The following is a 25,616-nucleotide window of genomic DNA, read 5'->3' on the forward strand; positions in this document are numbered from 1 at the left end:
GATTTAGTTGTTGCGTTCGATAATATATCGGGCAAAAACTTCTAATTGGGATGTATTGTAGGGTATAGCCGCTAATGCTTGTAGTGCTTCTTGATAAAGTTGTTGTGCTTTTTCTTGTGCACCATCTAAGCCAAGCAATGCTGGATAGGTACTTTTATCCAAAGCAAGATCAGAACCTTGTGGTTTACCTAAGGTTTCGGTATCGCTGATCACATCTAAAATATCATCTTGCACTTGGAACGCAAGGCCAATAGCTTCTGAGTATTTATCAAGTTGCGGCAAAATTGCTACGCCTTTATCACCAGCAGCTAATGCTCCTAAGCGGACGGCACAGCGAATCAAAGCCCCAGTTTTGTGTCTATGGATTAATTCTAGTTGCTCTAATCCAACATGTTTACCTTCAGCATCAAGATCTAAGGCTTGCCCTAGACACATTCCTGCAGCTCCTGATGCTTTTGCAAGTTCACTTACCATAGCAATACGTTGGGTGTTGCCATCTTGGCTCAATTGACCACTCGCTAAAATGTCAAAAGCCAGTGTTTGTAGTGCGTCACCAGCAAGAATGGCCATTGCTTCATCAAACGCAATATGACAGGTAGGTTGACCACGACGAAATGCGTCATCATCCATCGCGGGTAAATCATCATGGATTAATGAGTAAGCATGAATACACTCAACCGCAGCGGCTGGGGTGTCAAGATCATCTTGAGTTAACCCTAACATCTCACCTGTTACATAGGTTAGAAAAGGGCGCGCACGCTTGCCACCTAGCAGTGTTCCGTACTGCATGGCTTTAAGTAGGGCTTTATCTGCAAATGGTTGAGTTGATAACCAGTATGCCAATACGTCATTACTACGTTGTTGATAGCACTTAAGGGATAGCGATAAAGAAGAACTATTGGTCATGGCTTGGTTCAAAATCAGTCAGTGGAGCTTCATCATCTGCCTGAAGCAAAATTTCTACACGCTGCTCTGCTTGTGTCAGTTTTTGTTGACTGCTGCGAGCAAGAGAAATACCTCGTTCGAATTTTTTTAGCGCATCTTCCAGTGGGATATCGCCAGATTCTAGTTCATTGACAATGGCATCTAGCTCATCAAGGGCGGCTTCGAATGCCATATTTTCTGGTTTTTTTGCTGCCATATCATTTTCACTCTTATCTAAGTGCACGAAAAATAACGTAGAGAATTACTGGGGTCAAATTATGTCACAGTAATCTGTGTGGCTGACAGTAATTTTAATAAATAGTCTTAATTAATTGGTTAATAAAAGCTAAATGAAATTATGAATTGGTCGATAAAGAGTTACTTTGCTGATGACATTCATCATTTAATGCTAAGAAGTACCTTAGCTAAATAGTGAATATGGCGGTGGCTTTAAAGTTTTGGCTGTCTTTAGAGCGTATTATCTCAGTGATAGATTCAAATGTGTTAATTGATGTTTAATAAACGCAAGCCATTATTTTTACGTAGCAAAAGAGGATCATGCTTTGGATTTGGCGACGCTTATAGGATTGCTTGGTGCATTCGCATTCATTGTTATGGCTATGCTGCTCGGCGGCGATCTGGTTATGTTTTACGATACATCATCTATTTTGATTGTATTAGGAGGCAGTACTTTTGTTGTGTTAATGAAATACAACATTGGGCAATTTTTTGGCGCTGCAAAAATCGCCATTAAAGCCTTTATGTTTAAGACAGATAATCCAGAAGAGTTAATTGCGAAAATTGTAGAAATGGCCGATGCAGCACGTAAAGGTGGATTTTTAGCATTAGAAGAGATGGAAATTAGCAATCCTTTTATGCGTAAAGGCATTGATATGCTGGTGGATGGTCATGATGCTGATGTGGTACGTGGCACTTTACAAAAAGATATTTCATTAACCAACGAACGTCACCAACAAGGGGTAGGGATCTTTTCCTCCTTTGGTGATGTTGCGCCTGCAATGGGGATGATAGGTACGCTTATTGGCTTGGTTGCCATGCTTTCTAATATGGATGATCCGAAAGCCATTGGTCCTGCAATGGCCGTTGCCTTATTAACGACGCTATATGGTTCGATGTTGGCAAATATGGTAGCGATACCCATAGCGGATAAATTAACCTTGCGTAAAGAGCAAGAACGTTTAAATAAGCGTTTAATCTTAGATGGTGTGCTGGCAATTCAGGATGGACAGAATCCACGAGTGATTGATGGTTATTTGAAAAACTACCTTCATGAGAAGAAACGTAGTGTGATCCTTGACGAGTAAGAGACAGTTTTATGGAAGAGCAATCTTGTAAATGTAAAAAAGGTGCGCCTCCATGGATGGCGACCTTTGCTGATCTTGCCACACTATTAATGTGTTTCTTTGTTTTACTTCTTTCTTTTTCTGAAATGGATGTACTGAAATTTAAGCAAATTGCAGGCTCAATGAAATACGCTTTCGGGGTGCAAAATATGCTTGAAGTCAATGATATTCCTAAAGGTACGAGTGTTATTGCGCAAGAGTTTAGACCGGGACGGCCTGAGCCAACGCCAATCGAAGTGATTATGCAACAAACGATTGATATGACGCAGCGTTCATTAGATTTCCACGAAGGCGAGTCTGATCGAGCAGGAGGCACACAACGTGATGCGGGTAAACTTACGGGTGGGCAAAGTAAAAAAACAGCGACACAAAATAATGAAAATGACGAATCTGAAGCCGATCAAATGCAAGAGAAACTTAAAGAAGTACTGACTAAAGCATTAGAGCGTGAGATTAGTGACAAAATTATAGAAATTGAAAATCTTGGTCAGCAGTTGGTTATTCGTATTCGTGAAAAAGGTTCGTTCCCAGAAGGCTCGGCATTTTTACAACCTAAATTTAAACCGTTAGTGCGCCAAGTTGCGATGCTAGTTAAAGATGTGCCGGGCATTATTCGAGTTACGGGACATACCGCGAGTGATAAATTGGATTCAGAGTTATACCGATCTAACTGGGATTTATCAGCGCAACGAGCTGTGTCTGTGGCGCAAGAAATGGAAAAAGTAGAAGGATTTGATCATACAAAAATGCGAGTGATTGGACTGGCTGATACTCAGCCAATTGCAGATAACAAAACACAAGATGGGAAAGCTAAAAATCGTCGAGTGGAAATATCTATAATACAAGGTAAGCCACATTTCAGTGATGAGATCAGCAGTAACTTTAATGCTCAATAGATTGTAGCACCTAATGTTATTCTCATAATGGCAGCGAGCGATAGCGCTGCCATTTTTATTTGGATAAATAGAATTGCTATGTATCAATAGCTTAAGATATTTACGCTGAATATCGTCGATGAGAGTTGCTGGCAGAGATGATCATGACTAAGGTAAATATAATTGAAAGCCAATCGCATGCGGTAAGTCTAATCGAAGATAACATCGTGAGTTTTCATATCTTTGTTTCAGTGGTCGGTAGCTTGCTGTATAATTCGCGCCTTTAATTCCGTTTGGTACTCTCTGTCAATTTTCACGACATGATCTGTTAAAAATCATCCGTTAATGAATTGATTCTGTACTGTAAGCCCTGTGAAGCGAAGCGTGTTATGAAATTTATTGTTAAGCCACATCCAGAGATTTTTGTTAAAAGTGATTCAGTACGTAAGCGTTTTATCAAAATTCTTGAGTCTAATTTACGCATCATCTTAAAGCGCCAGTCAGAGTCTGTTAGCGTTTATAACCGCCGTTTTTCATTGGAAGTTAACGAATCTGATGAATCAAAGCGCGATATGATATTAGCGACATTGACGCAGACACCCGGTATTCACCATACTCTTGAAGTACAGCAAACGGAATTTACTGATCTTCATAATGTTTTTGAACAAACACTAGCGCTTGTTGGCCCTGAGCTGGAAGATAAAACTTTCTGTGTCCGTGCTAAACGTGTTGGTAAGCACGACTTTACGTCGATTGAAGCTGAGCGCTATGTTGGTGGTGGTCTTAATCAAGCTATCGAGTCTGCAAAAGTAAGACTGAAAAAGCCTGATGTGACAGTTAATATTGAAATTGAACATAATCTATTGAACCTTGTGTTATTCCGTCATAAGGGCCTAGGTGGTTTCCCGCTAGGCACACAAGAAGATGTATTAAGTTTGATTTCAGGTGGCTTTGATTCAGGTGTATCAAGTTACTTACATATTAAGCGTGGTAGTAAAGTTCATTATTGTTTCTTTAATTTAGGCGGTCCTGCACACGAAATAGGTGTTAAGCAGGTTGCGCATTATATTTGGAAAAAGTTTGGTTCTTCAGCAAAAGTTAAATTCATCGCGATTGATTTTGAGCCTGTTGTAGGTGAGATTTTAGAGAAAGTCGATGATGGTCAAATGGGCGTTATCCTTAAGCGTATGTTTATGCGTGCTGCGGGTAAAGTTGCTGATAAATTCGGTATCGAAGCATTAGTGACGGGTGAGGCGCTAGGTCAGGTTTCAAGCCAGACATTAACTAACCTTCGTCATATTGACGGCGTAACAGATAGCCTAATTCTTCGTCCACTGATTAACTGGGATAAAGAAGATATCATTAATGTTGCACGTGAAATCGGCACTGAAGACTTTGCGAAAACCATGCCTGAGTTCTGTGGTGTGATCTCTAAGAGCCCAACAGTGAAAGCGGTGAAAGCGAAGCTTGAAATTGAAGAAGATAAATTTGATTTCTCTATTCTTGATCGTGTTGTTGATGAGGCGCGTGTGATGGATATTCGTGACATCGAAAAGCAAAGCCAAGAACAAGCTCCTGAAGTTGAATTAGTTGAGCAGGTAGCTGGTGACGCAATTGTACTTGATATTCGTAGCCCAGATGAAGAAGATGAAAGCCCATTAGAGCTTAAAGGTATCGAAGTTAAGCACTTACCTTTCTATAAGCTAGCAACGCAGTTTGGTGACTTACCGCAGGATAAGACGTACCTTCTGTACTGTGATCGTGGTGTGATGAGCCGCCTACAAGCGCTGTACTTAAAAGAGAATGGTTTCGAGAACGTAAAAGTTTACCGTCCTTTATAATCGCCATCGCTTTGTTTAAATAAAAGAAGCCTCGCAATTGCGAGGCTTTTTGTTATCTGGCGAGTTTTGATTACTTAACCTCAGCAGATTAAGTGCGTGGTAATACATCGTAATGCATATTTGGCCATACAACCATGGGCTCTGCAACTTCAGCCGCTTTGGCTTTATTTTCTAGTTGTGACACTATCTCTAGCGCAAACTCTTGAGCAGTTCCAGGGCCTTGACTGGTTAATAGACGTGTATTTTTATCATATACAACACGTTTAACGCGTAATTGGTGTGTTGGTATCTGATGTTGAAAAGCAGGATGACACGTCATGATTGAATGTGTGAACAATTGATGTGGAATAAACATCACCGCAGGTGTTGCACAGATCGCGGCGATAAGTTTACCGTCGTAATGATGCTGCTTTACAAATTCAACTACCAGCGGACTATCACGAAGATGTTCCGCACCCTTTAAACCGCCGGGTAACACAACGCAATCAAACGGCTCATCGGCAACATTGATCAAAGGCACGTCTGCTACGAGCTTGATCCCACGAGATCCCTCTAAAATTAGTGCACCATCTTCTGCGGTACTTGCAATCGTTACTTCAAATCCAGCTCGCTTTAAAATCGCAATAGTGTTAATTGCTTCCATTTCTTCGCTGCCAGGAGCAAGGCAAACTGCAACACGAGGAGTAGTCGTTATTGGTTCAAGCATGATATGAGGACTCCATAGATATAATGGTTTGCCATAACTGGGTATTCACAGGTACAGCAATATCGAATTTTTTAGCTCGGTGAATAAGATAACCAGTAATATAGTCGATTTCTGTTGGGCGCTGATAAAAAACATCTCTATTCATCGAGGAATAATTATCAGCGGTCGCATTTATTACTGTTAGTGCCTGTTGATAAAGCTCATCATTTTTTACCCGGTAGCCTTCAGCTCGCATAACGAGCGTGACTTCATTACAAACTTGGATTAATTGGGCTTGATAGTTTTTATTCGCAAGCTCACCATTGGTACATTGATAGATGGCAGTTAATGGATTAATCGCACAATTAATAGCGAGTTTCTTCCATAATGGCTCCATGATGTCATCTTGCCAATAGCACGGTGATAACGCTTGATTAAATACTTCAGTAAGAACGTTATAGCTAGAATTGGCAGAAAATAATGATCCAATAAATGTTTGCCCATTGCCGGTGTGTTGTAATTTTGCGTCAGCTTTTAAGGCTGCCTGTGATGTCGTGGCATAAAAAACACAGTGATTAGAAAAGAGGGCTTTAACCGCCTCATGACTACCTATGCCATTGTGCATGATCACGATAAGGCAAGAGTTTGGGATCAGTTTAATGATTGGCGCTAATGCGACTTCAACCTGAAAGGATTTAACGGTAACAAGCAGTAAGTCACTTTGCGATAGATGCTCAACGCTATTGGCAGTAAAGAGAAGAGGGTGGGTATTACCATTCAGATCTTGGTAATTAACCGAATATTCTGAGTCAGAAGAGCGAGTCCAAACTTGGACATCATGTTGTTGCTGTTTTAATGCAACAGCCCAAAGAGAGCCTATGGCTCCTGCGCCTAATACTGTGATCTTCACGTTTAAATCCATTATTCGCTATCTTTTGATAGATAGTAACATTGTTGGCAAATCACAGGATCAAAAAAGGCGCCATGAAAGCGCCTTTTATATCTTTTACAAGTAAGATTAGAACTTGTATGAAAGACTAACGTATTGAGCAACACCTGATGTCTTGCCAGCAATACCACCATCTTTTAGACCGTATACATCTTTGTATGCTTTAAGGCCGTAACCAACAGCAAAGCGCTCTGAGTGCCAGTAAAGACCGTTAAACATAGCACCACCGTTTGATGTATTTAGACCTGCAACTTTTTTCTTCATGCCGAATTGGTAGTCAATGTAACCTTGGTAAGACAGGAAGCTACCATTTTCAAATGTGTAGAAAGGTTTAAACCAGTTAGTCGACACTTGGTAACCGTTCCAGTCTTTAGCATTCATGTCGTATAGAGAGTATACGTTGAAGCCTACTTTACCAAGCCAAGGTACATTAACATCTGAACCAAGACCAACGAAGTAGTTATTTACACCGCCATTGTCGCCGCCCCAGTTCATCAGAGTAGCAACATAAACTTCTTGAACAGGACCAAATGAAAGATCTTTGCCTGTTAGAGCATCTAGAGAGATACGCGGAGCAAATTTCATGAACATTTTGTCTTTTGAACCAGATTTATCCTGGCTATCAGAGTTAGTTAAGTTGAATACATCAACATAGCCATACAAATCGAAAATTCCCGAGCGACCACCAAATTCCATCTCAAGATAGTCATGACCAGTATGTGCATCATTTGAGCGAGGTAATTCTTTGTAAGCGTACATCAGATTAAATTGCATCCACTTGTAATCGTTTTTGTGGATGTCATCAGAGTAGTCAGCTGCATTTGCTAATGAAGGTAAAGCTGTTGCTGCTAAAACGCTTAATGCTACTAGTGATTTGCGCATGTTTTTATCTCGCTATGATGGTCTATAGATTGGGATTTTGGCCGCCCCGTATTTCTGGCGCTGATTCTAGTGCTTTACATCGTGTTTGGGAATGTAACGTTTGCGCAAACCTTTGCTTTTTGTGATCTGGATCGGGTGGAATCGATTACATTTACATTAAAAACGTGATGAACCTTAATTTATTTTGCGATTTAAATGAACTTTTTTTGACTTTAATACTCTGAAGTGATTTTTTTGGTGGCGAAAATTTGCAATTTACATGAGAAAGGTAAGTAAAGGCTTCCGTTTTCAACAGAAACCTTACTTATTATAGGCGAAGTTATTTCTCTTCCAACGTATCAGTTGTTGCAGGAAGAGTTAAAGCATCATTTTTAGTAACGAGTTTGATTAAAAATAATACTGGAATACCTATTAATGCGGTGGTTAGGAAAAAGATGTTATAGCCGAAATGGTCGACATAAACGCCAGAGAATCCCGCAATAAATTTAGGAAAAAGTAGCATGATAGAGCTAAATAATGCGTACTGGGTTGCAGAGAAAGCCACATTGGTTAAGCTAGACATAAAGGTAATGAAAGCTGCTGTTGCAATACCAGCACCTAAATTATCTGCTGAAATAACTAAAGTTAACATCTCGAGGTTATTACCAACATAGGTAAATACCATAAACAACAGATTGGTAATTGCAGATAATAAAGCGCCTAAGGCAAGAATGCGTAAGGTGCCAAATTTACTGACAAGAATGCCGCCTAAACCAGCCCCCACTAAGGTCATGATCACACCAAAAACTTTTGATATTGATGCTACTTCACTCTTGGTAAACCCCATATCAACGTAGAATGCATTCGACATAACACCCATCACCACATCAGAAATGCGATAACAACTAATGAGTAATAAGATCAGTAGTGCATTTTTACCATAGCGCTGAAAGAAGTCTTGGAAAGGCATGACGACAGCGGTATAAAACCACGCCGCGAGCCTTGCTTGTTTTTTACCGATCCCTTTCTGCTGTAATTTTTGTTGATAATCATGTTCGATTTTTTGAATCGATGAGCTGTCGATTTTTGGCTCTTTAACAAAGAGAGTGGTGATCACGCCAATTAACATCATACCAGCCATGATAAAGTAAGCTGCTTTCCAGCCAGCTGGATCATAACCACTATCAGAACCAAACCACGCAGCAAAAGCCAGTGCGCCAGCACCCGCCATGATCATAGCTAATCGATAGCCTGCCATATAGGTTGCAGATAATGCAGCTTGTAAACGCACGGTAGCAAGTTCAATACGAAATGCATCAATGACGATATCTTGAGTCGCAGAAGCAAAGGCGACAACAATCGCAAATAAAGCAAATTGAATAAGATCGGTTTGTGGGTTGCTGGTCGCCATGCCGCACAGAGATAAAATAATGATCAGCTGCGAAAATAACATCCAGCCACGACGTCGACCAAATAATCGAGAAAAAATGGGCAAAGGAAAACGGTCAACCAACGGTGACCATGCCCATTTGAAGCCATAAGCAAGGGCTACCCAACTGAAAAAACCGATACTGGTTCGGCTAACATCAGCTTCTCGTAACCAGAATGAAAGGGTGCCAAAGACTAATAAAATAGGTAAGCCGGAGGAGAACCCTAGCGCGAACATGATCAGTGCTTTGGGGTTTAAATACACACGCCAACCGGTGGTATTATTTTGTTGTATGGCTTTGTCCATATTTTCCTCGTAACACAAGTATCGATGGTTGATACTTAGTAAAGTATAAAACTGTTATTTTTTCTTTATAAATCAGATCTTAGCAGCAATAAGTTCAGTATGCATTGCTTCATTATCAATTCGACAACAACTTGTGCTGTTAATTCATAAACCGTAAAGGAGTTATATTTGAGGGCGAATATTTAAGGACGCTGGATCTGTGTTAGTTCAGGGCAAGGGGCAAGATTGAGCAAGTAATAAGCGTGATTGGTGATTTTTTGTTGAAAATATATATTGCCTAGTAATTGATAATCTTCTAGTTGTACTACGTATTGAAGTAATAGCCAAAAAGCAGCTTCATAATCATCTATTGGATCTTTATCCGCTATATTCATGTCCCACCACTGTGCAAGACATTCATTGGCATCATTTTTTAGATGATAAAAAGAGAGATTACCCTCAATAGTTGCAATAGTGGACAAAGCAAAAGAAGGGGCTTGCTCAAAAATAAACTGCTGAATGCGTTTATTTTGACGATGATAAACAGAAGGTTGATAGATAGGTGTGATCATGTACGTCACCTGTACTTGATTGCGCACAGGTGACGTAATCAATTTATTTAATAACTTTCATTGATTCAATGATTATAGGTTGCTGAGGTACATCTTGCATACCCGTTGCACGATTAGAGCCCGTTGGAATTTTTGCCATATCTTGCACAACAGAAAAACCTTTAACCACTTTACCAAATACCGCATAACCTGGGTTATTACCTGCGGCATTTAAAAATGCATTGTCTTTATAGTTAATAAAGAATTGGTTAGTCGCAGAATTTGGATTTTGCGTACGTGCCATAGCAACAGTAGCGGAATCGTTTTTCAATCCATTACTTGCTTCGTTTTTAATCGGAGCATGGGTTGGACGTTTTACCATGTCTTTATCAAAACCACCGCCTTGAGCCATAAAGCCTGGGATAACACGATGGAAAATAGTTCCGTTGTAGTTGCCTTCTTCAACATAGCGTAAGAAGTTTTTACTACTAATTGGGGCTTTTTCTTCATTTAGTTGGATAGTAAAATCCCCTAAATTTGTTGTCACTAAGACCTGTGTTGCTGCACTGACAGGTAAAGCGATAAGTAAACATAGCGCAAGTAAAAAACGTGTCATTAAACATTCTCCGTTAAGTATTGATGCAATTCGCCATCTTTGGCGATCTCTTTAAGCACTGAATTCATCATTTTCTCTAAGCTTTGTGCTATTTCTTCGCGTGTTACTTTGAAGGCTTCCTGCTTGGTGGAGCGAGCAGAATATTTTTTACTAAATGTCCCTTTTGGTGTAGTGACAACGAGTTCAATTTGAAGCTGACTTTCGATATCGTGTTTAACTAAACCTTGGGTGACTTTTACCAATGCTTGTTGAATATTTACAGCAATATTTGATGATGCTGAAGGGTCTACTGAGATCCCCTCGCTCGCAAACTGTTTCGTTAATGCAGCTTGAAAACTTGAAGCAATATTGTCAGTAGGTTGAAATTCTTCAACATTGTTTGCACCGTTATCGATAATAGCAATATAGTTATGATCACGATCATCTTTACTAGATAGTTGAACCGTAAGGTTTGATGTCACTTGTTGTGACATAACAGGGGTTAAGGTCAAATCGAGTGGTGGTTGTGCTGGACGACTTGCACATGCACTTAATAATAACGCTGTCGCTATCACAATATATTTTTTCATGCTCTCCATTTCCTTGTAGTTATTGTTTAAATATAAACGAAAAATCAATGTCGTATTAAATATCACAGGCAATAAATTAACGTCATAAACAGGTTAGATTATTTTGACGATTGTAAAACCACAAACTTATTACTTTGGCCGATAAGTTTTACATTACCAAAGACACGTTTTAGTTTTTCATGGTAACCCAATTGCCTATTCCCGATCACGATCAGCTCGCCACCTTGACGTAATACTCGTTGTGCATCGCAGAACATTTGCCAAGCAATATGATCAGTAACCGTATTTTGCTGGTGGAAAGGAGGATTACATAAGACTAAGTCGGCACTATCAAGGGGGAAGTTATCTAAACAGTTAGCTGTTACTACTTGCAATTGCTTAGGGTTTTCTAAGTTTAAATCAGCATTTTCACGGCATGATGCTGTCGCCATGAAGCTTTCATCGACACAAACAACGCTAGCTTGTGGGTTTAATTGTGCAGTTTTAATACCTATTACCCCATTACCACAACCAAGATCGATAATGTCTTTATACTTTTTGTCTTGTGGAATGAAGTCTAGCAGTAAACGACCACCAATATCTAAGCTATCACTAGAAAATACATTGGCGTGGTTAGTGATTGTTAACTTATGCTCAGGCACATCCCATTGTGTAGGGCGGGGTAGGGGCTTTGCTAAGTTAGGATTGGTTTTACAAAATATTAATCGTGCTTTTTTAACGGCTAGTGATGTTTTGGTCTCACCTAAAAACTTTTCAAATAGTTTTAAGGTTGAAGAGTGAATCTCTTTTACTTTACCTGCTGCAATAATGGTGCAGTCTGCAGGAAGTAAGTGACACAATTGTTGTAATTGCCAGCTTAGTAACCGGTTGTTTTTAGGCTGCTTTAGCAAAACTAACTGAGGGTTTTTAGGCAAACCTGAAAGACAGTCAACAATATTAATCATTGGTAATTGGTTGTTTTCCAAGTTAGCAATAAATGCCTGTTTAGAGACAAAAGAATCCGTCACACTGGTGACCGGTGCTTGATTTGAAAACCAGCAACTCAATGCGCCAAAGCTATCGTTCATGATAAGAATTGGACGTTCAGGGTCGAGTTCCAGATCGTGGCAATAATTGATCAGATACTCATCGCCAGCATCCCATGCTTGCAGAGTTTCATTTTTCCTTACTGGAAAACGAGATAGCGATAGAGTACGTTGGTGTAAGGTTAGCTCTGGTTTCATTGCGGATAACTTTCAGGTATGTTTACAAATAGTCGGCTATTTTCGCAGAACACCACGCGAGTGCAAAGGAAATACGACATTAAAATAACAATAAAGTCGAGAAGGTTTGGCAATAAGTCGCGATATTGCGAGCGGAGGTAAATATGATTCAACAACGTATCGAACATAAACTGCATGATGCGTTTGCACCTAAGCATTTAGAAGTGCTTAATGAAAGTCACATGCATAATGTGCCCCCAGGCTCTGAGAGTCACTTTAAAGTTGTCGTTGTAAGTGATCAATTTAATGACCAGCGTTTAATTGCAAGACACCGTGCTATCAATAGCGTATTGGCCGATGAATTAGCAAATCATATTCATGCTCTAGCGATTCACACTTACACTGAAGCAGAGTGGTCTGAATTAATGGCAGCACCGGCATCACCATCTTGTCGTGGTGGCTCACAAATTGGATAATTACTGAAATGTATTAAATAAAAGGTCGTGTTATAACGGCCTTTTTTATTATTTGTCGGTAATATAAAACTGAGTGCGAATCTATAAACAACATCTAAATTTGTTAAAAACTATCTGTGCGGTCAATGTTTAATCGTATTTATGGGTGATATTTTAAATAATACTCATTTGTTAACGTTATGTATTTATTTGATTATTTCAATAAAAGTGATGATGACATTTTTGTTAAAAACATGCCTGTAAATAAATGCAAGGTTGATTGGCATTATTTTCAATAAGTGTGCGCTTTGTCAAACTTATTAAGTTATTAAACTATTGCGCTTCAATTGTTGCTTGGTTTTCAGTCGGAATCGCGCGTATTGGCATAGAAAAAACAAAGCAATTAATGGTAGAATCGCCGCCTTGAAAAACTACTTGCCGCTAATGTTTGTGGTGAAGTGGTTAACTAGATGTTGCGGTATTGGTGCTTTGCGAGTGAAATTAACTTGTAGACCGATTTCGAACTGTAAAAAGTCGTGTCTTAATTGCGCAATAGAAAATTCTTTTTTCCCTTTAATGTAGTGCAAGTGCGTATGATTACAATAAAAAAGGGTTTGGATATCCCAATTTCAGGGACTCCTACCCAGGCGATACATGATGGTAATGCCATCTCTAAAGTCGCCTTGCTTGGCGAAGAATATGTTGGTATGCGTCCTACAATGCATGCTCGCGTAGGGGATGTAGTGAAAAAAGGTCAGATTCTTTTTGAAGATAAAAAGAACCCTGGCGTTAAGTTCACTGCTCCAGCTAGTGGCAAGGTAGCGGAAATTAACCGTGGTGCTAAGCGCATTCTTCAATCTGTAGTAATTGATGTCGAAGGCGATGAGCAAATCACATTTAACAAGTATGAGTCAGCTCAACTAGCTCAACTTGATCGTGCCGTTGTTGTCGAACAATTGGTTGAGTCAGGTATGTGGACTGCGCTTCGTACGCGTCCATTTAGTAAGGTTCCAGCTGTTGGATCTGAGTCTCAAGCTATTTTTGTGACAGCTATGGATACTAATCCATTGGCTGCTAATCCAGAAGTTATCATCAATGAACAAAGTGATGCTTTCATTGCAGGTTTGACGGTTCTTTCTCGTCTAACTAGCGGTAAAGTTTACGTTTGTAAATCTGGTGCTAGTCTTCCGCGTTCATCTGAAGCTAATGTTGAAGAGCACGTATTTAACGGTCCGCACCCAGCGGGTCTTGTTGGTACGCACATTCACATGCTTTATGGTGCAGATGCAAATAATACTGCTTGGGGTATTAATTACCAAGACGTTATTGCGTTCGGTAAGTTATTCCTAACAGGTGAGCTATACACAGATCGCGTTATTTCTCTTGCAGGTCCTGTTGTTAATAAGCCGCGTCTAGTGCGTACTCGCATTGGTGCTGCTATTGAGCAACTGACTGATTCAGAAATGATGCCGGGTCAACTACGTGTTCTTTCTGGTTCAGTGCTTAACGGCTTAAAAGCAGATGGTCCACATGCATACCTTGGTCGCTATCACCTACAAGTGTCGGCGTTACGTGAAGGCTATGAAAAAGAATTCATGGGCTGGATCGTACCTGGTAAAAACAAATTTTCTGTAACTCGTACATTCTTAAGCCAGTTCTTCCCTGGTCAGTTGTTCAACATGACAACAACAACGAATGGTTCTGAGCGTTCAATGGTGCCTATCGGTAATTACGAAAAAGTAATGCCACTAGATATCGAGCCGACATTACTGCTTCGTGATCTATGTGCTGGTGATTCAGACAGCGCGCAACAACTTGGTGCATTAGAACTAGATGAAGAAGATCTAGCACTATGTACATTTGTTTGCCCTGGTAAGTATGAGTTTGGTCCATTGCTACGTGAGTGCTTGGACAAAATTGAGAAGGAAGGGTAATTCATGGGTCTCAAGAATTTCCTCGAAGATATTGAACATCACTTTGAACCAGGTGGTAAGCATGAACGTTGGTTTGCGCTATATGAAGCGTTTGCAACAATCATGTACACACCAGGTCAAGTAACGCGTACTTCTGCACACGTTCGTGACAGCATAGACCTTAAGCGCCTGATGATCATGGTTTGGCTTGCGGTTTTCCCAGCAATGTTCTGGGGTATGTACAACGTAGGTGATCAGGCTATTGCTGGTCTTAATCACTTATACACAGCAGATAAGCTAACAGCAATTATTGCTGCAGATTGGCATTACTGGTTTACTCAAATGCTAGGCGGAACATTATCCGTTGATGCAGGTTGGGGCAGTAAGATGCTGCTTGGTGCAACCTATTTCCTACCTATCTACGCAGTAGTATTTGCTGTGGGTGGTTTCTGGGAAGTGTTGTTCTGTATGGTGCGTAAGCATGAAGTTAACGAAGGTTTCTTTGTAACTTCTATTCTTTTCGCCTTGATTGTTCCACCTACATTACCGCTTTGGCAGGCAGCACTAGGTATTACCTTTGGTGTTGTAGTCGCAAAAGAAATTTTTGGTGGCACTGGTCGTAACTTCCTTAACCCTGCACTTGCAGGTCGTGCGTTCCTATTCTTCGCATACCCAGCTCAGATCTCTGGTGATCTAGTTTGGACTGCGGCGGATGGTTTCTCTGGTGCGACTCCGCTAAGTCAGTGGGCTCAAGGTGGTGAAGCAGGTGTTGTTAACACTGTCGCTGGTCAAACAATTACTTGGATGGACGCGTTCATCGGTCACATCCCAGGTTCTATTGGTGAAGTATCAACATTAGCTATCCTGATCGGCGGTGCATTCATCGTTGTTATGGGTATTGCTTCATGGCGTATTATTGCCGGTACGATGATCGGTATGATTGCAGCAGCAACGCTATTTAATATCATTGGTTCTGATACGAACCCAATGTTCAGCATGCCTTGGCAGTGGCACCTAGTATTAGGTGGTTTTGCATTTGGTATGATGTTCATGGCAACTGATCCTGTTTCTGCAGCGTTTACCAACAAAGCAAAATGGTGGTATGGCGCATTGATCGGTGCAATGGCTGTGATGGTTCGTGTTGTTAACCCAGCGTACCCAGAAGGCATGATGCTAGCGATTCTATTCGCTAACTTATTTGCACCTCTATTTGACAACCTAGTTGTTCAAGGCAATATCAAACGGAGACTGGCTCGACATGGCAAGTAATAAAGATAGCATGAAAAGAACGCTGCTTTTTGTTGTTGTATTGAGCCTAGTGTGTTCAATCATCGTATCAGTAGCAGCTGTTTCATTACGCCCTAAGCAAGAAGAAAATGCGGTACTTGACGTACAGCGTAATATTCTTTCTGTAGCAGGTTTGCTAACACCAACAACCAACATTCAAGAAACATACGGTAAGTTCATCGAGCCTAAACTTGTTGATATTAAAACGGGTACTTATGTTTCTGAAGTTGATGGTCAAACTGCAGCACAATACAACCAGCGTACGGCTTCGAAAGATCCAACTGAATCTACTAAGCTCCCAGCTAACGAAGATTTAGCGAAGATCATTCGTCGTGCGAACGTGGCAACTGTATACCTTGTTAAAGATGCAGCTGATCAAACAACCAAAGTTATCTTACCTATCCACGGTAACGGTCTATGGTCAATGATGTACGCATTTGTTGCTGTTGAAATGGACGGTAACACTGTTGACGGTATCACTTACTACGAGCAAGGTGAAACTCCAGGATTGGGTGGTGAAGTTGAAAACCCAACATGGCGTGACAAATTTGTTGGTAAGAAGTTGTACGACATGAACTTCAAGCCTGCAATTAAGATTGTTAAAGGTGGCGCGCCAGCGGGTAGCGAACACGGTGTTGATGGTCTTTCTGGTGCAACATTAACAAGTAATGGTGTACAGCACACCTTCGACTTCTGGTTTGGTGCTCAAGGCTTCGGTCCTTACCTTGCTAAGCTACGTGCAGGAGATCTGAATAATGGCTGATGTTAAAGAAATGAAAAAGATCCTATTTGGACCTTTTATTAGTAATAACCCAATCGCTCTTCAGATCCTTGGTGTATGTTCGGCGCTAGCGGTAACAACAAAGCTTGAAACAGCGTTTGTTATGACAATTGCAGTAACGTTCGTAACTGCTTTTTCTAACTTTTTTGTTTCATTAGTACGTAATCAAATCCCGAATAGCGTGCGTATCATTGCTCAGATGGCAATTATCGCATCACTAGTAATTGTGGTAGATCAGGTACTAAAAGCGTACCTTTACGATATTTCTAAGCAATTATCTGTATTCGTGGCACTAATTATTACGAACTGTATTGTAATGGGTCGTGCAGAAGCATACGCAATGAAATCAGCACCACTTCCATCTTTCTTAGATGGTATTGGTAACGGTCTTGGTTATGGTTTCGTACTGATTACAGTTGCTTTCTTCCGTGAACTATTAGGTTCAGGTAAGTTATTCGGTATGCAAGTATTACCACTAACGTCTGATGGTGGTTGGTACCAGCCTAACGGTCTAATGCTGTTAGCTCCGTCTGCTTTCTTCCTGATTGGTTTCATGATCTGGATTATTCGTACTTTCCGTCCAGAACAAGTAGAAGCGAAGGAGTAAGGAGAACATGGAACATTATCTAAGCCTATTAGTTCGTTCGATCTTTATCGAGAACATGGCATTATCTTTCTTCTTAGGTATGTGTACATTCCTTGCGGTATCTAAGAAAGTTAAGACCTCGTTTGGTCTGGGTGTTGCAGTAATCGTAGTACTTACGATTGCTGTACCTGTAAACAACCTTGTTTACACGTACTTATTGAAAGATGGTGCATTAGTTCAAGGTGTTGACCTTAGCTTCCTGAACTTTATTACATTCATCGGTGTTATTGCAGCGTTAGTACAGATCCTAGAAATGATTCTAGATCGCTTCTTCCCGCCGCTATATAACGCACTAGGTATTTTCCTTCCGCTGATCACAGTTAACTGTGCAATCTTCGGTGGTGTATCGTTCATGGTACAGCGTGATTACAACTTTGTAGAATCTATCGTATACGGCTTCGGCTCAGGTACGGGTTGGATGCTAGCGATTGTTGCACTTGCAGGTATTCGTGAAAAGATGAAATATTCAGATGTACCGGCAGGTCTTCGTGGTTTAGGTATTACCTTTATCACCGTTGGTTTGATGGCGTTAGGCTTTATGTCTTTCTCTGGCGTACAACTGTAATCAGGATAAGTAAGGAATATCAATGGATATTATTCTTCTTGGCGTAGTCATGTTCACCTTGATTATCCTGGCTCTAGTTTTAGTAATTCTATTTGCTAAATCTAAGCTAGTACCAACAGGTGACATCACTATTTCAGTAAACGGCGATCCAGAAAAAGCGATCACCACAGGTGCAGGTGGCAAGCTACTAAGTGCTCTAGCGGGTAACGGTATCTTTGTATCATCAGCATGTGGTGGCGGTGGCTCTTGTGGTCAGTGTCGTGTAAAAATTAAATCTGGTGGCGGTGATATTCTGCCAACAGAATTAGATCACATCACCAAAGGTGAAGCACGTGAAGGCGAGCGTCTTGCGTGCCAGGTAAACGTGAAGTCTGATATGGACATCGAACTACCTGAAGAAATTTTTGGTGTGAAGAGATGGGAATGTTCTGTTATCTCTAACGATAACAAAGCGACCTTCATCAAAGAACTTAAGCTTCAAATCCCTGATGGCGAATCAGTACCTTTCCGTGCTGGTGGTTACATCCAGATTGAAGCACCGGCTCACCATATTAAATACTCTGACTTTGATGTACCTGAAGAGTACCGTGGTGACTGGGATAAGTTTAACTTATTCCGTTACGAGTCAAAGGTTGATGAAGACATCATCCGTGCTTACTCAATGGCGAACTATCCTGAAGAGTTCGGTATTATTATGCTAAACGTGCGTATTGCTACGCCGCCGCCTAATAATCCAGACGTTGCTCCAGGTCAAATGTCATCATTCATTTGGTCACTTAAAGATGGTGACAAGTGTACGATTTCAGGTCCATTTGGTGAGTTCTTCGCAAAAGAGACTGATAATGAGATGGTCTTTGTGGGCGGTGGTGCTGGTATGGCGCCAATGCGTTCTCACATTTTTGACCAACTTAAGCGTCTGCACTCTAAGCGTAAGATGTCTTACTGGTACGGTGCACGTTCTAAGCGTGAAATGTTCTACGTTGAAGATTTCGATATGCTTGCTGCTGAAAACGATAACTTCGTATGGCACTGTGCGCTGTCTGATCCACAACCAGAAGATAACTGGGATGGTTACACTGGCTTCATTCATAACGTGCTTTACGAAAACTACTTACGTGATCACGAAGCACCTGAAGACTGTGAATACTACATGTGTGGTCCACCAATGATGAACGCGGCTGTTATCAGCATGCTTAAAGATCTTGGTGTAGAAGATGAAAACATCCTACTTGATGATTTCGGTGGCTAATCAATAGCACTTCTATCACAATTAAATTGGCTGACCAGTTAATGGTCAGCCTTTTTTCTTATTAATCTTTTATAAACCTGTTTTTTATTGTGGTTATTTGTCAGTAATGACTAAGTGATCAGACTAAAAAACAACATGAACGATGGAGTATGAAGTGAAGCGTTTCCTGCTGTGTAGTACGTTGGTGTTATCAACGTTAATGCTGCTGACTGGCTGTGGTGATAGTCGTCAACAAATCGATATTAATGGGCAAACAATGGGGACTTACTATTCAGTAAAACTCATTAAGCAAGAGGGGTTGCCAAGCCCTGAAGTTATCCAAAAAGAAATTGATAAGCGCTTAGAGCTTGTTAATGATCAAATGTCGACTTATCGTCCTGATTCTGAATTAAGCCAATTTAACCAGCAACAATCTTCACAACCTTTTGAGGTTTCTGCGGCAACGGCAAAAGTAATTTCTGAAGCATTACGTATTTCTAAGTTAAGTCATGGTGCGTATGATGTGACGGTTGGCCCATTAGTAAACTTGTGGAGTTTTGGTCCTGAAGCTCGCCCAGAGTCTACCCCTACAGATAAAGAGATTGCGACTCGAAAAGCCGAAATTGGTTATCAACATTTAGCGGTATTATCGAATAATAAATTAGTGAAAGATCTGCCTAACCTGTATGTTGATCTTTCCTCTATCGCAAAAGGGTATGGCGTTGATGTCGTGGCTGATTATTTAAAAGATGATCTGCATGTTAAAGATTTCATGGTCGATGTCGGCGGTGAAGTTCGTCTACAAGGTAAGAACCGTTCTGATGTGCCATGGCGTATTGCGATTGAAAAACCTGTTGCAAGTGAACGCGCAGTACAAGATATTATTCAAGCTGGCGATATGGCAATTGCGACATCGGGCGATTATCGTAATTACTTTGAAGAAGATGGAGTGCGTTATTCTCACTTGATCAATCCTCAAACCGGTAAGCCAATTGCTAACCATATTGTTTCGGTTACAGTTATTGCGCCATCTTGCATGACGGCAGATGCATATGCGACGACTTTTTCTGTTATGGGCGAAGAAGAGTCTATTGCATTAGCGAATAAAGAGAAGTTACCTGTAATGTTGATTGTAAAGACCAAAGATGGCTTCGTTGAATATAAGTCAGATACGTTTGAGCAATACGTTGTTAAAAAATAAATGAGGTAGTCATGGTTATTTACTTTGTCACATTTTCTGTTTTCTTATTAGTGATTGCCGCAATGGCAGTTGGCTACATTTTCCAACGTAAAACCGTGAGTGGCAGTTGTGGTGGATTAGACGGTATTGGTATTGCAAAAGAATGTGATTGCCCTGAGCCGTGCGATGCTCGTAAAAAGCGTGAAGCACGTGAAGCACGTGAAGCTCGTGCCGCTGAGTGGAAAAAGAATCAAATTATCTAACGATATTTTGAGCAAGAATGAAGACAAAAAGCCTGAGTTATCTTAGGCTTTTTTTGTTTTCAATTTCTAACCAATTTATTTCTTCCGTTTTTTTTAGCTGTGTAAAGATTATCATCCGCTTGTTTTATTGAGTTTTCTAATGACTCTAAACCTGTTGTTGCACCAATGCTAATGCTTATTTTCTGATCCAGGTAGGGGATAGTAATTGATTCAATACGCTGTCGAATAAGTTCCAAGGTTGATAAGAAGCTGTGGAAATGACCACTATGCTGAATGCAGAACTCCTCTCCGCCAAAGCGAGCAACAATCGATTCTGGAAAATGAGCATCAATGATTTTACTGATGCTAATGAGTACGGCATCGCCACCATCATGACCATACGTATCGTTCACTTTTTTAAAAAAATCGATATCAATCATCGCTATATTTAAAGATTCATCTTCAGTTTGGCAACAACGATGGGTGAAGAAGTAGCGACGATTCCAAAGCCCTGTTAATGCATCTTGGTTTGCCATGCGATACAGCTTATCGGAGGTATCTTTCATATTTAGAATATGATGAATACGGCAGTTAAACTCTTCTTGGTTAAAGGGTTTATAGAGAAAATCATTAGCACCTGCTTTTAGAAACTGCGCCGTCATCGTATTGTCGTCACTACCAGATAAACCCAATACCGCCATTTCATTTCTGCTGTATTCTCGTCTGATTTCACGGGTCATAGTAATCCCGTCTTTCTCTGGCATATCGTTATCGGTAATAACTAAGCTTATATCTGGATTATCGTCAATGATTTGTAGCGCTTCATTTCCGTCAGAGGCTTCATATACAGTGAGGTTCTGTTTTTTTAATAAATGACTGACATGATTTCGTACCATGTCAGAATCATCAACAACGAGTGCTTTATGTTCTAAATTGGATTCTAAACGTAGTAATAGTGGTACAAGATAGGCAACGGAAGCTGCACTGTCTTTGAGCAAATAATCTAATACTCCTTTTGCTAATACTTTTTCACGGATTGTGTCATTAAATTGGGCGGTTAAAACGATTGATTTGATTTTGTGGTTCAATACCAGATCGATGATTTCACCATCTTGACCATCCGGAAGGCAATAATCGAGTACAGCACAAAGATAACGGTGTGGTTCGGCTAATAACTTTTTAGCTTGTGATAAGTTTTCGGCAAAAATAGCCTTGAAGCCAGCCTGTCTCAGTTGGTCATCAAGATAGTGAAGAAATGCGCGGCTATCTTCGACAACAAGTACCTGATGTTGCAAAGTCAACTCCTTTTAGCAGTACGCATATTACATTAGATTGTATATTGATATATATAACATTAGATGTAATAGGTTGATTATCAAATATTTAGTTTGGTTGCATTTTTGTGATCTCGTCGATGAAATATCAAACTTAATTTGTGTTTATTATTAGATGAAAATTTTTAATTTTCCAACTATCGTAATTCATCGTTATAATAGCTGTATGTATAAACAGTGAATATTGGGCGTGAATGTGGCAGAAGTAGCAGAGCAAAAAGCTGTACAGCGAAAGATCATCCACGTTGATATGGATTGCTTCTAAACTATCCAGTGTAAATAAAAGTAAAAAAAAGTAATTAAATTTGTCTTGTATTACAATAAACCTTAAGGTGTTAATCGAGGGTTTAAATTGTATGCGAGTAACAAACGACAACATTTATAATAATCATTGGATCTACTTAGATGATAATGATGTGCCTCTTTTATTACCTTGCCTTTATTCTCGCTACACTTCTTCAAGTGGACTTTCTGTTGTCCATACAAAAACCAAAAACCGTGAAACAAAAGATTATGAATTTGGCTTTGAGGAAATTGAGATTGGTGATAATGCTCAATATGTGCGTGGTCATCAATTAGGGGAGTTTCTTAAATGGGTTGAAGATTATGATCATCCTTTAGTTACACTTGATAATCATACTGCGCTGCCATCTGAATATATTAATGAATACATCAATAATCATCTCATCTGTTCGATGAAAAAGAGCGAAATTGTAGTTAATCGAGCCACCGTGGCGTTAAACAGTTACTACGATTGGCTTTCTTTCTTTTTTGATAACCCCTTGAAAAAAATATTTGTCTTTTCAGTGAATAGAAAAATAGCCAAATCGAATAACAAAACTAAACTGATCGTAAAATATCTTCTTCCAGCTACGAGAGAGTTGCTATACAGGCACACAGGTACCTTGCTAGAAGAAATCGTACTTCGAAATGGTGGCGAATTGGGTTGTCGCACAAAGGAAAATCAAGGTTTTTTCTTAGCCGATTATAGAGCTGATGGCAAAAAACAAATGGGTTTATTGAGCCTTTTTAATGAGTTGATTACCGATCAAGATAAAGAAGAATTTCAATATCATCTACCATCGATAAATACCAAAGGTGGTAAAGCACGAACACTCTATATACAGCGCTCCCACTTGCAATTAATGAAACGTTATTATGATCTTGAGCGTCCTCAATCTGACTCCAATCATCTCTTAGTATCAAATTCAACGAACAGTAGTCGAGGTCATGGCATAGATGTTAGATATGGGACTAGGTTATTTCCTGTAATAGCTGAAAAAGTTCGTCAAAAAATACAGGATTATCCTGAGGTTTATAGCGGGTATCAAGAGATTGATGTGGCTCACACTTATCACCATTTCAGGCATTCCTTTGGTACGGATGTATTTTATGAAGGGTGTATACAGGCTGGAAAAAATGCCGAATCAATTACAACCGAATCCCGTGTTTATATCGAAACTGCGAGGCGAATGGGACATACGGTTACTGGTAAAAACGCCAACCAAACGACCAAAGGTTATATTCACGCAGTTGGTCAGCGCGAATCCTTGCTAAAGGAGGTTGCTAATGGATAAGCGATTAACTGAAACCGAAGTGCGTTCCAGTGCTGAAATTGAAGCAAAGTTATCTCACGACTTTAAGAAAAAACAGCCTGTTACAACAATGCAGCTACCTTTTACGGCGACCTCGATTGTAGTACCAAAAACCAATAAATACCCTGCACACACCCTCTCAATGCATGATGATAATAACCGTTATAAGCGCATCTTGTATAAAGCGATTATTGCTGCTTATAACTATGCATTTTTTGATAAAAGTGCAGCCATAACGGCAAAAGATAATTTTTCACATGCAACAAAACCTTTTGTTACGTGGTTAAATGCCCATCGCGTTGAAAATCATTACGAAATCCTTAAGCGCTATGAAACAGACCGCATGGATGAGCTGGATAATCATGGCGGTGAGAGTCCACTGAATAGACTCAGAACAGTTTTAAGCTACGCCATCGAATCAGAGGCGCTGAGAGACGAAGTAGAATCTGACGATTTTGCTTTTCTTCTTGAGCTTAAAAAAACAAAACCCACGCCTAACCTTAATAGAACGCAGTGCTCCATCGCGAGTTACTTCGGCGCATTAGATTGGTTAAGGCGAGATGACATTGGTATCGGGAGTAAGCTGTATGCTTGCTTGGCCTCACCCAAATTTGCCGTAAACTCTTTAAGCCTTACTGCCGCCACCGTGATTATTGAGCTGATCGCCTACAAACAAGCACTTACGCCGCTGCTCAATAGTATTGAGCTTCAGTTAAGGCCGTGGCTTGAATTAGACATTAAAACGCGATCTTGTTCAAAAAAAAGAATGCTTGTTGGGAATCTCACCTATCAGCTAATTTCTGCCTATCATCGACAAGCAGCGCCATCTGATACTCTGAAATCAGCGATGGAAACCTTACTATTATCAAATGCAATCTCTCAAACCGCATATTCTCGGCTATCAAGTGCCCTGGAGAGTCAAGCCGATTGCAATCGTCTTTTTTTAAATAAAATAGGTGATAAAGCAAAGGTAAACGCTCAATTTTGTGATGCTAATTTCACAGCCTCAATGAGCGGGGCTTTGTTTTCTATTGAAGTTATTCAGGCGCTGATGAGTCTTCAATCATCGCAAGCTATCACTAAGATAGAAGAGCGGATGTTCGCGTGGTTAATGGCAAGTTTAACGGTACAGCCAACAGACATCACCAAACTGACTCATAAAGATTTTAGGCAATTGAAAGTTGGGGGGCGAGCGACACACATTGAGTGTGAATATTTCAAGGGGCGGGCACGCGTTTTTCATACCACACGCTCCCTTTCCACGCGAACACCAGAAGGTCAAGCACTGTTAACGCTGATGGCGCAACAAGACGAAGGCGCACCTTTTTGTAGCAAAACGGATATTGTAATTACTAATAATATCCAATCATTTGCAGGCAGCACTAACGCCTTGCTGCAATCGAGTGGCATGTCCGCATCGCTGCAAGTGGCACACACCAAGCAACAGTTACCTTATTTAATGCCTTCAGCGCTGTGCGCGCTGATTTCCAATGGCGTTAGTACAAATAATTGTTCAAATACAAAAAATATACCGATTGCAGAGCGGAAAAAACTGGTCAGCCAGTCGCAATCACCCAGTCAAAATTCTCTCTTTGGCTTGCAAGCGGTCAAAAACAGTGCGGTTCATGCATTCAGTGATCCGTACACATTGGAATATCTGATTAATCGCAACTCCCATTCAAATCAAACAGAAAAAAGTAACTACCTGACTGAAGACAATGAAGCGTGGGTGAATAACGCTGGGCGCATTACCCGTGAGGTGATGCTGGATTTAATTCAAAACGTGTTTGATTTAGGGTTTGAACGTGATGATGACGCGCAATTAACCCGATTTAACAGTGAATTTATGTCGGTGACAGAGAATATCGCTTACAAGCATGAGGAAATGAACGCACGGCTGCGCTTAGTGACTGGGCAGGCGAAAGGACGGATAAACGAGGTCGGCGTTCTGACGTTGAATAATCAAAATGACAGTGAGCCGTTATCGCCTATCTTTGTCGCTGACAATCCAATAACCGTGCTCAAAATGCTTAACTACTTGCATGAATTTAAAAAGCATTACAAAAAGCTGTTGGCGCATAACCCTGATTTTTTATTTAAAACCGTCATGCCAACGGTGGAATGGATCGAGGACACGCTCAAAAAGATGAGTAAATCATCGCTACAAAAAGGGCAAGAGCGATTTCAGATGATGGTTGAAAATGGTGTGGTAATGACCGTTTTTCACTCAATGTAACGG

25 protein-coding genes are annotated in these 25,616 nt (G+C 40.4%); 14 read left to right on the forward strand and 11 right to left on the reverse strand.

Annotated elements, in window-relative coordinates; genetic code table 11:
* Positions 1–3: 3 nt before the first annotated feature.
* Positions 4–906 (reverse strand): (2E,6E)-farnesyl diphosphate synthase, encoded by a 903-nt coding sequence (ispA, locus tag SKA34_RS16565; protein ID WP_006646671.1) that lies wholly within the window; start codon positions 904–906, stop codon positions 4–6.
* Positions 896–1,141, reverse strand: coding sequence for an exodeoxyribonuclease VII small subunit (xseB, locus tag SKA34_RS16570; RefSeq protein ID WP_005370105.1), 246 nt, complete (start codon positions 1,139–1,141; stop codon positions 896–898). The genes ispA and xseB overlap by 11 nt, the downstream gene beginning before the upstream one ends.
* 346 nt (positions 1,142–1,487) lie before the next feature.
* On the opposite strand from xseB, the gene pomA reads away from it, so the two are divergent.
* From pomA to thiI, 3 genes are all read left to right on the forward strand, one after another.
* Positions 1,488–2,249, forward strand: a complete 762-nt coding sequence (gene pomA / locus SKA34_RS16575; protein ID WP_006646672.1) for a flagellar motor protein PomA — start codon at positions 1,488–1,490, stop codon at positions 2,247–2,249.
* 11 nt (positions 2,250–2,260) lie between these two features.
* Complete coding sequence (locus SKA34_RS16580; protein ID WP_006646673.1) at positions 2,261–3,184, forward strand: flagellar motor protein MotB; 924 nt, start codon at positions 2,261–2,263, stop codon at positions 3,182–3,184.
* Positions 3,185–3,552: 368 nt separating this feature from the next.
* Complete coding sequence (gene thiI / locus SKA34_RS16585) at positions 3,553–5,004, forward strand: tRNA uracil 4-sulfurtransferase ThiI (protein ID WP_006646674.1); 1,452 nt, start codon at positions 3,553–3,555, stop codon at positions 5,002–5,004.
* A gap of 88 nt (positions 5,005–5,092) precedes the next feature.
* On the opposite strand, the gene SKA34_RS16590 is transcribed toward thiI, so the two are convergent.
* The 8 genes from SKA34_RS16590 to SKA34_RS16625 form a co-directional block, all read right to left on the reverse strand.
* Entirely contained in the window at positions 5,093–5,710 is a 618-nt protein-coding gene (locus SKA34_RS16590) for a DJ-1 family glyoxalase III (RefSeq protein WP_006646675.1), read from the reverse strand.
* Positions 5,703–6,599, reverse strand: a complete 897-nt coding sequence (gene panE, locus SKA34_RS16595; RefSeq protein WP_232284288.1) for a 2-dehydropantoate 2-reductase — start codon at positions 6,597–6,599, stop codon at positions 5,703–5,705. Before panE ends, SKA34_RS16590 begins: the two co-directional genes overlap by 8 nt.
* Before the next feature lie 108 nt (positions 6,600–6,707).
* Entirely contained in the window at positions 6,708–7,520 is an 813-nt protein-coding gene (locus tag SKA34_RS16600) for an outer membrane protein OmpK (RefSeq protein WP_006646677.1), read from the reverse strand.
* A gap of 319 nt (positions 7,521–7,839) precedes the next feature.
* The gene (locus SKA34_RS16605; RefSeq protein WP_006646678.1) at positions 7,840–9,234 is read right to left on the reverse strand and encodes an MFS transporter; all 1,395 of its coding nucleotides are present in this window, start codon (positions 9,232–9,234) and stop codon (positions 7,840–7,842) included.
* Positions 9,235–9,416: 182 nt separating this feature from the next.
* A complete protein-coding gene (locus SKA34_RS16610; protein WP_006646679.1) occupies positions 9,417–9,785 on the reverse strand; it encodes a hypothetical protein in 369 nt (122 codons plus the stop codon).
* 43 nt (positions 9,786–9,828) lie between these two features.
* On the reverse strand, positions 9,829–10,380 hold the full coding sequence (locus tag SKA34_RS16615) for a peptidylprolyl isomerase (RefSeq protein WP_006646680.1): 552 nt from the start codon (positions 10,378–10,380) through the stop codon (positions 9,829–9,831).
* A complete protein-coding gene (locus SKA34_RS16620) occupies positions 10,380–10,949 on the reverse strand; it encodes a YajG family lipoprotein (RefSeq protein WP_006646681.1) in 570 nt (189 codons plus the stop codon). Before SKA34_RS16620 ends, SKA34_RS16615 begins: the two co-directional genes overlap by 1 nt.
* 98 nt (positions 10,950–11,047) lie before the next feature.
* The gene (locus tag SKA34_RS16625; RefSeq protein WP_006646682.1) at positions 11,048–12,172 is read right to left on the reverse strand and encodes a methyltransferase; all 1,125 of its coding nucleotides are present in this window, start codon (positions 12,170–12,172) and stop codon (positions 11,048–11,050) included.
* 143 nt (positions 12,173–12,315) lie between these two features.
* Between SKA34_RS16625 and bolA the strand changes: the two genes are divergently transcribed.
* From bolA to nqrM, 9 genes are all read left to right on the forward strand, one after another.
* Positions 12,316–12,627: a transcriptional regulator BolA gene (gene bolA, locus SKA34_RS16630; protein ID WP_006646683.1), complete on the forward strand. Its 312-nt coding sequence runs from the start codon at positions 12,316–12,318 to the stop codon at positions 12,625–12,627.
* A gap of 572 nt (positions 12,628–13,199) precedes the next feature.
* Positions 13,200–14,540: a Na(+)-translocating NADH-quinone reductase subunit A gene (locus SKA34_RS16635; protein ID WP_006646684.1), complete on the forward strand. Its 1,341-nt coding sequence runs from the start codon at positions 13,200–13,202 to the stop codon at positions 14,538–14,540.
* Between the two features lie 3 nt (positions 14,541–14,543).
* Positions 14,544–15,788: an NADH:ubiquinone reductase (Na(+)-transporting) subunit B gene (locus SKA34_RS16640; RefSeq protein WP_006646685.1), complete on the forward strand. Its 1,245-nt coding sequence runs from the start codon at positions 14,544–14,546 to the stop codon at positions 15,786–15,788.
* Positions 15,778–16,569 (forward strand): Na(+)-translocating NADH-quinone reductase subunit C, encoded by a 792-nt coding sequence (locus SKA34_RS16645; protein WP_006646686.1) that lies wholly within the window; start codon positions 15,778–15,780, stop codon positions 16,567–16,569. Before SKA34_RS16640 ends, SKA34_RS16645 begins: the two co-directional genes overlap by 11 nt.
* Positions 16,562–17,194, forward strand: coding sequence for an NADH:ubiquinone reductase (Na(+)-transporting) subunit D (locus SKA34_RS16650; protein WP_006646687.1), 633 nt, complete (start codon positions 16,562–16,564; stop codon positions 17,192–17,194). Before SKA34_RS16645 ends, SKA34_RS16650 begins: the two co-directional genes overlap by 8 nt.
* Before the next feature lie 7 nt (positions 17,195–17,201).
* Positions 17,202–17,798, forward strand: coding sequence for an NADH:ubiquinone reductase (Na(+)-transporting) subunit E (nqrE, locus tag SKA34_RS16655; protein WP_005370126.1), 597 nt, complete (start codon positions 17,202–17,204; stop codon positions 17,796–17,798).
* Positions 17,799–17,820: 22 nt separating this feature from the next.
* A complete protein-coding gene (gene nqrF, locus SKA34_RS16660; RefSeq protein ID WP_006646688.1) occupies positions 17,821–19,047 on the forward strand; it encodes an NADH:ubiquinone reductase (Na(+)-transporting) subunit F in 1,227 nt (408 codons plus the stop codon).
* Positions 19,048–19,201: 154 nt separating this feature from the next.
* Positions 19,202–20,227 carry an FAD:protein FMN transferase gene (locus SKA34_RS16665; protein WP_198138503.1) on the forward strand — a complete coding sequence of 342 codons (1,026 nt, stop codon included), beginning with the start codon at positions 19,202–19,204 and terminating at the stop codon, positions 20,225–20,227.
* Positions 20,228–20,238: 11 nt separating this feature from the next.
* Complete coding sequence (nqrM, locus tag SKA34_RS16670; protein ID WP_006646690.1) at positions 20,239–20,469, forward strand: (Na+)-NQR maturation NqrM; 231 nt, start codon at positions 20,239–20,241, stop codon at positions 20,467–20,469.
* A gap of 59 nt (positions 20,470–20,528) precedes the next feature.
* On the opposite strand, the gene SKA34_RS16675 is transcribed toward nqrM, so the two are convergent.
* Positions 20,529–21,743 carry a response regulator gene (locus SKA34_RS16675; protein ID WP_006646691.1) on the reverse strand — a complete coding sequence of 405 codons (1,215 nt, stop codon included), beginning with the start codon at positions 21,741–21,743 and terminating at the stop codon, positions 20,529–20,531.
* A gap of 395 nt (positions 21,744–22,138) precedes the next feature.
* Between SKA34_RS16675 and SKA34_RS16680 the strand changes: the two genes are divergently transcribed.
* Both SKA34_RS16680 and SKA34_RS16685 read left to right on the forward strand, forming a co-directional pair.
* Positions 22,139–23,359: a site-specific integrase gene (locus SKA34_RS16680; protein ID WP_006646692.1), complete on the forward strand. Its 1,221-nt coding sequence runs from the start codon at positions 22,139–22,141 to the stop codon at positions 23,357–23,359.
* Positions 23,352–25,613, forward strand: coding sequence for a hypothetical protein (locus SKA34_RS16685; protein ID WP_006646693.1), 2,262 nt, complete (start codon positions 23,352–23,354; stop codon positions 25,611–25,613). Before SKA34_RS16680 ends, SKA34_RS16685 begins: the two co-directional genes overlap by 8 nt.
* Positions 25,614–25,616: the final 3 nt, after the last annotated feature.

Origin of the sequence: Photobacterium sp. SKA34 (assembly GCF_000153325.1) — a bacterium.
Taxonomy (GTDB): Bacteria; Pseudomonadota; Gammaproteobacteria; order Enterobacterales; family Vibrionaceae; genus Photobacterium.

Bases quoted from the DNA above. Each gene is read 5' to 3' on its own strand.
- ispA (WP_006646671.1), bottom strand. From the start codon at position 906: ATGACCAATAGTTCTTCTTTATCGCTATCCCTTAAGTGCTATCAACAA.
- SKA34_RS16685 (WP_006646693.1), top strand. From the start codon at position 23,352: ATGGATAAGCGATTAACTGAAACCGAAGTGCGTTCCAGTGCTGAAATT.
- SKA34_RS16610 (WP_006646679.1), bottom strand. From the start codon at position 9,785: ATGATCACACCTATCTATCAACCTTCTGTTTATCATCGTCAAAATAAA.
- SKA34_RS16615 (WP_006646680.1), bottom strand. From the start codon at position 10,380: ATGACACGTTTTTTACTTGCGCTATGTTTACTTATCGCTTTACCTGTC.
- SKA34_RS16605 (WP_006646678.1), bottom strand. From the start codon at position 9,234: ATGGACAAAGCCATACAACAAAATAATACCACCGGTTGGCGTGTGTAT.
- thiI (WP_006646674.1), top strand. From the start codon at position 3,553: ATGAAATTTATTGTTAAGCCACATCCAGAGATTTTTGTTAAAAGTGAT.
- SKA34_RS16600 (WP_006646677.1), bottom strand. From the start codon at position 7,520: ATGCGCAAATCACTAGTAGCATTAAGCGTTTTAGCAGCAACAGCTTTA.
- nqrF (WP_006646688.1), top strand. From the start codon at position 17,821: ATGGATATTATTCTTCTTGGCGTAGTCATGTTCACCTTGATTATCCTG.
- SKA34_RS16650 (WP_006646687.1), top strand. From the start codon at position 16,562: ATGGCTGATGTTAAAGAAATGAAAAAGATCCTATTTGGACCTTTTATT.
- nqrE (WP_005370126.1), top strand. From the start codon at position 17,202: ATGGAACATTATCTAAGCCTATTAGTTCGTTCGATCTTTATCGAGAAC.
- nqrM (WP_006646690.1), top strand. From the start codon at position 20,239: ATGGTTATTTACTTTGTCACATTTTCTGTTTTCTTATTAGTGATTGCC.
- bolA (WP_006646683.1), top strand. From the start codon at position 12,316: ATGATTCAACAACGTATCGAACATAAACTGCATGATGCGTTTGCACCT.
- SKA34_RS16580 (WP_006646673.1), top strand. From the start codon at position 2,261: ATGGAAGAGCAATCTTGTAAATGTAAAAAAGGTGCGCCTCCATGGATG.
- SKA34_RS16680 (WP_006646692.1), top strand. From the start codon at position 22,139: ATGCGAGTAACAAACGACAACATTTATAATAATCATTGGATCTACTTA.
- xseB (WP_005370105.1), bottom strand. From the start codon at position 1,141: ATGGCAGCAAAAAAACCAGAAAATATGGCATTCGAAGCCGCCCTTGAT.
- SKA34_RS16645 (WP_006646686.1), top strand. From the start codon at position 15,778: ATGGCAAGTAATAAAGATAGCATGAAAAGAACGCTGCTTTTTGTTGTT.
- SKA34_RS16640 (WP_006646685.1), top strand. From the start codon at position 14,544: ATGGGTCTCAAGAATTTCCTCGAAGATATTGAACATCACTTTGAACCA.
- SKA34_RS16625 (WP_006646682.1), bottom strand. From the start codon at position 12,172: ATGAAACCAGAGCTAACCTTACACCAACGTACTCTATCGCTATCTCGT.
- SKA34_RS16635 (WP_006646684.1), top strand. From the start codon at position 13,200: ATGATTACAATAAAAAAGGGTTTGGATATCCCAATTTCAGGGACTCCT.
- SKA34_RS16620 (WP_006646681.1), bottom strand. From the start codon at position 10,949: ATGAAAAAATATATTGTGATAGCGACAGCGTTATTATTAAGTGCATGT.
- SKA34_RS16590 (WP_006646675.1), bottom strand. From the start codon at position 5,710: ATGCTTGAACCAATAACGACTACTCCTCGTGTTGCAGTTTGCCTTGCT.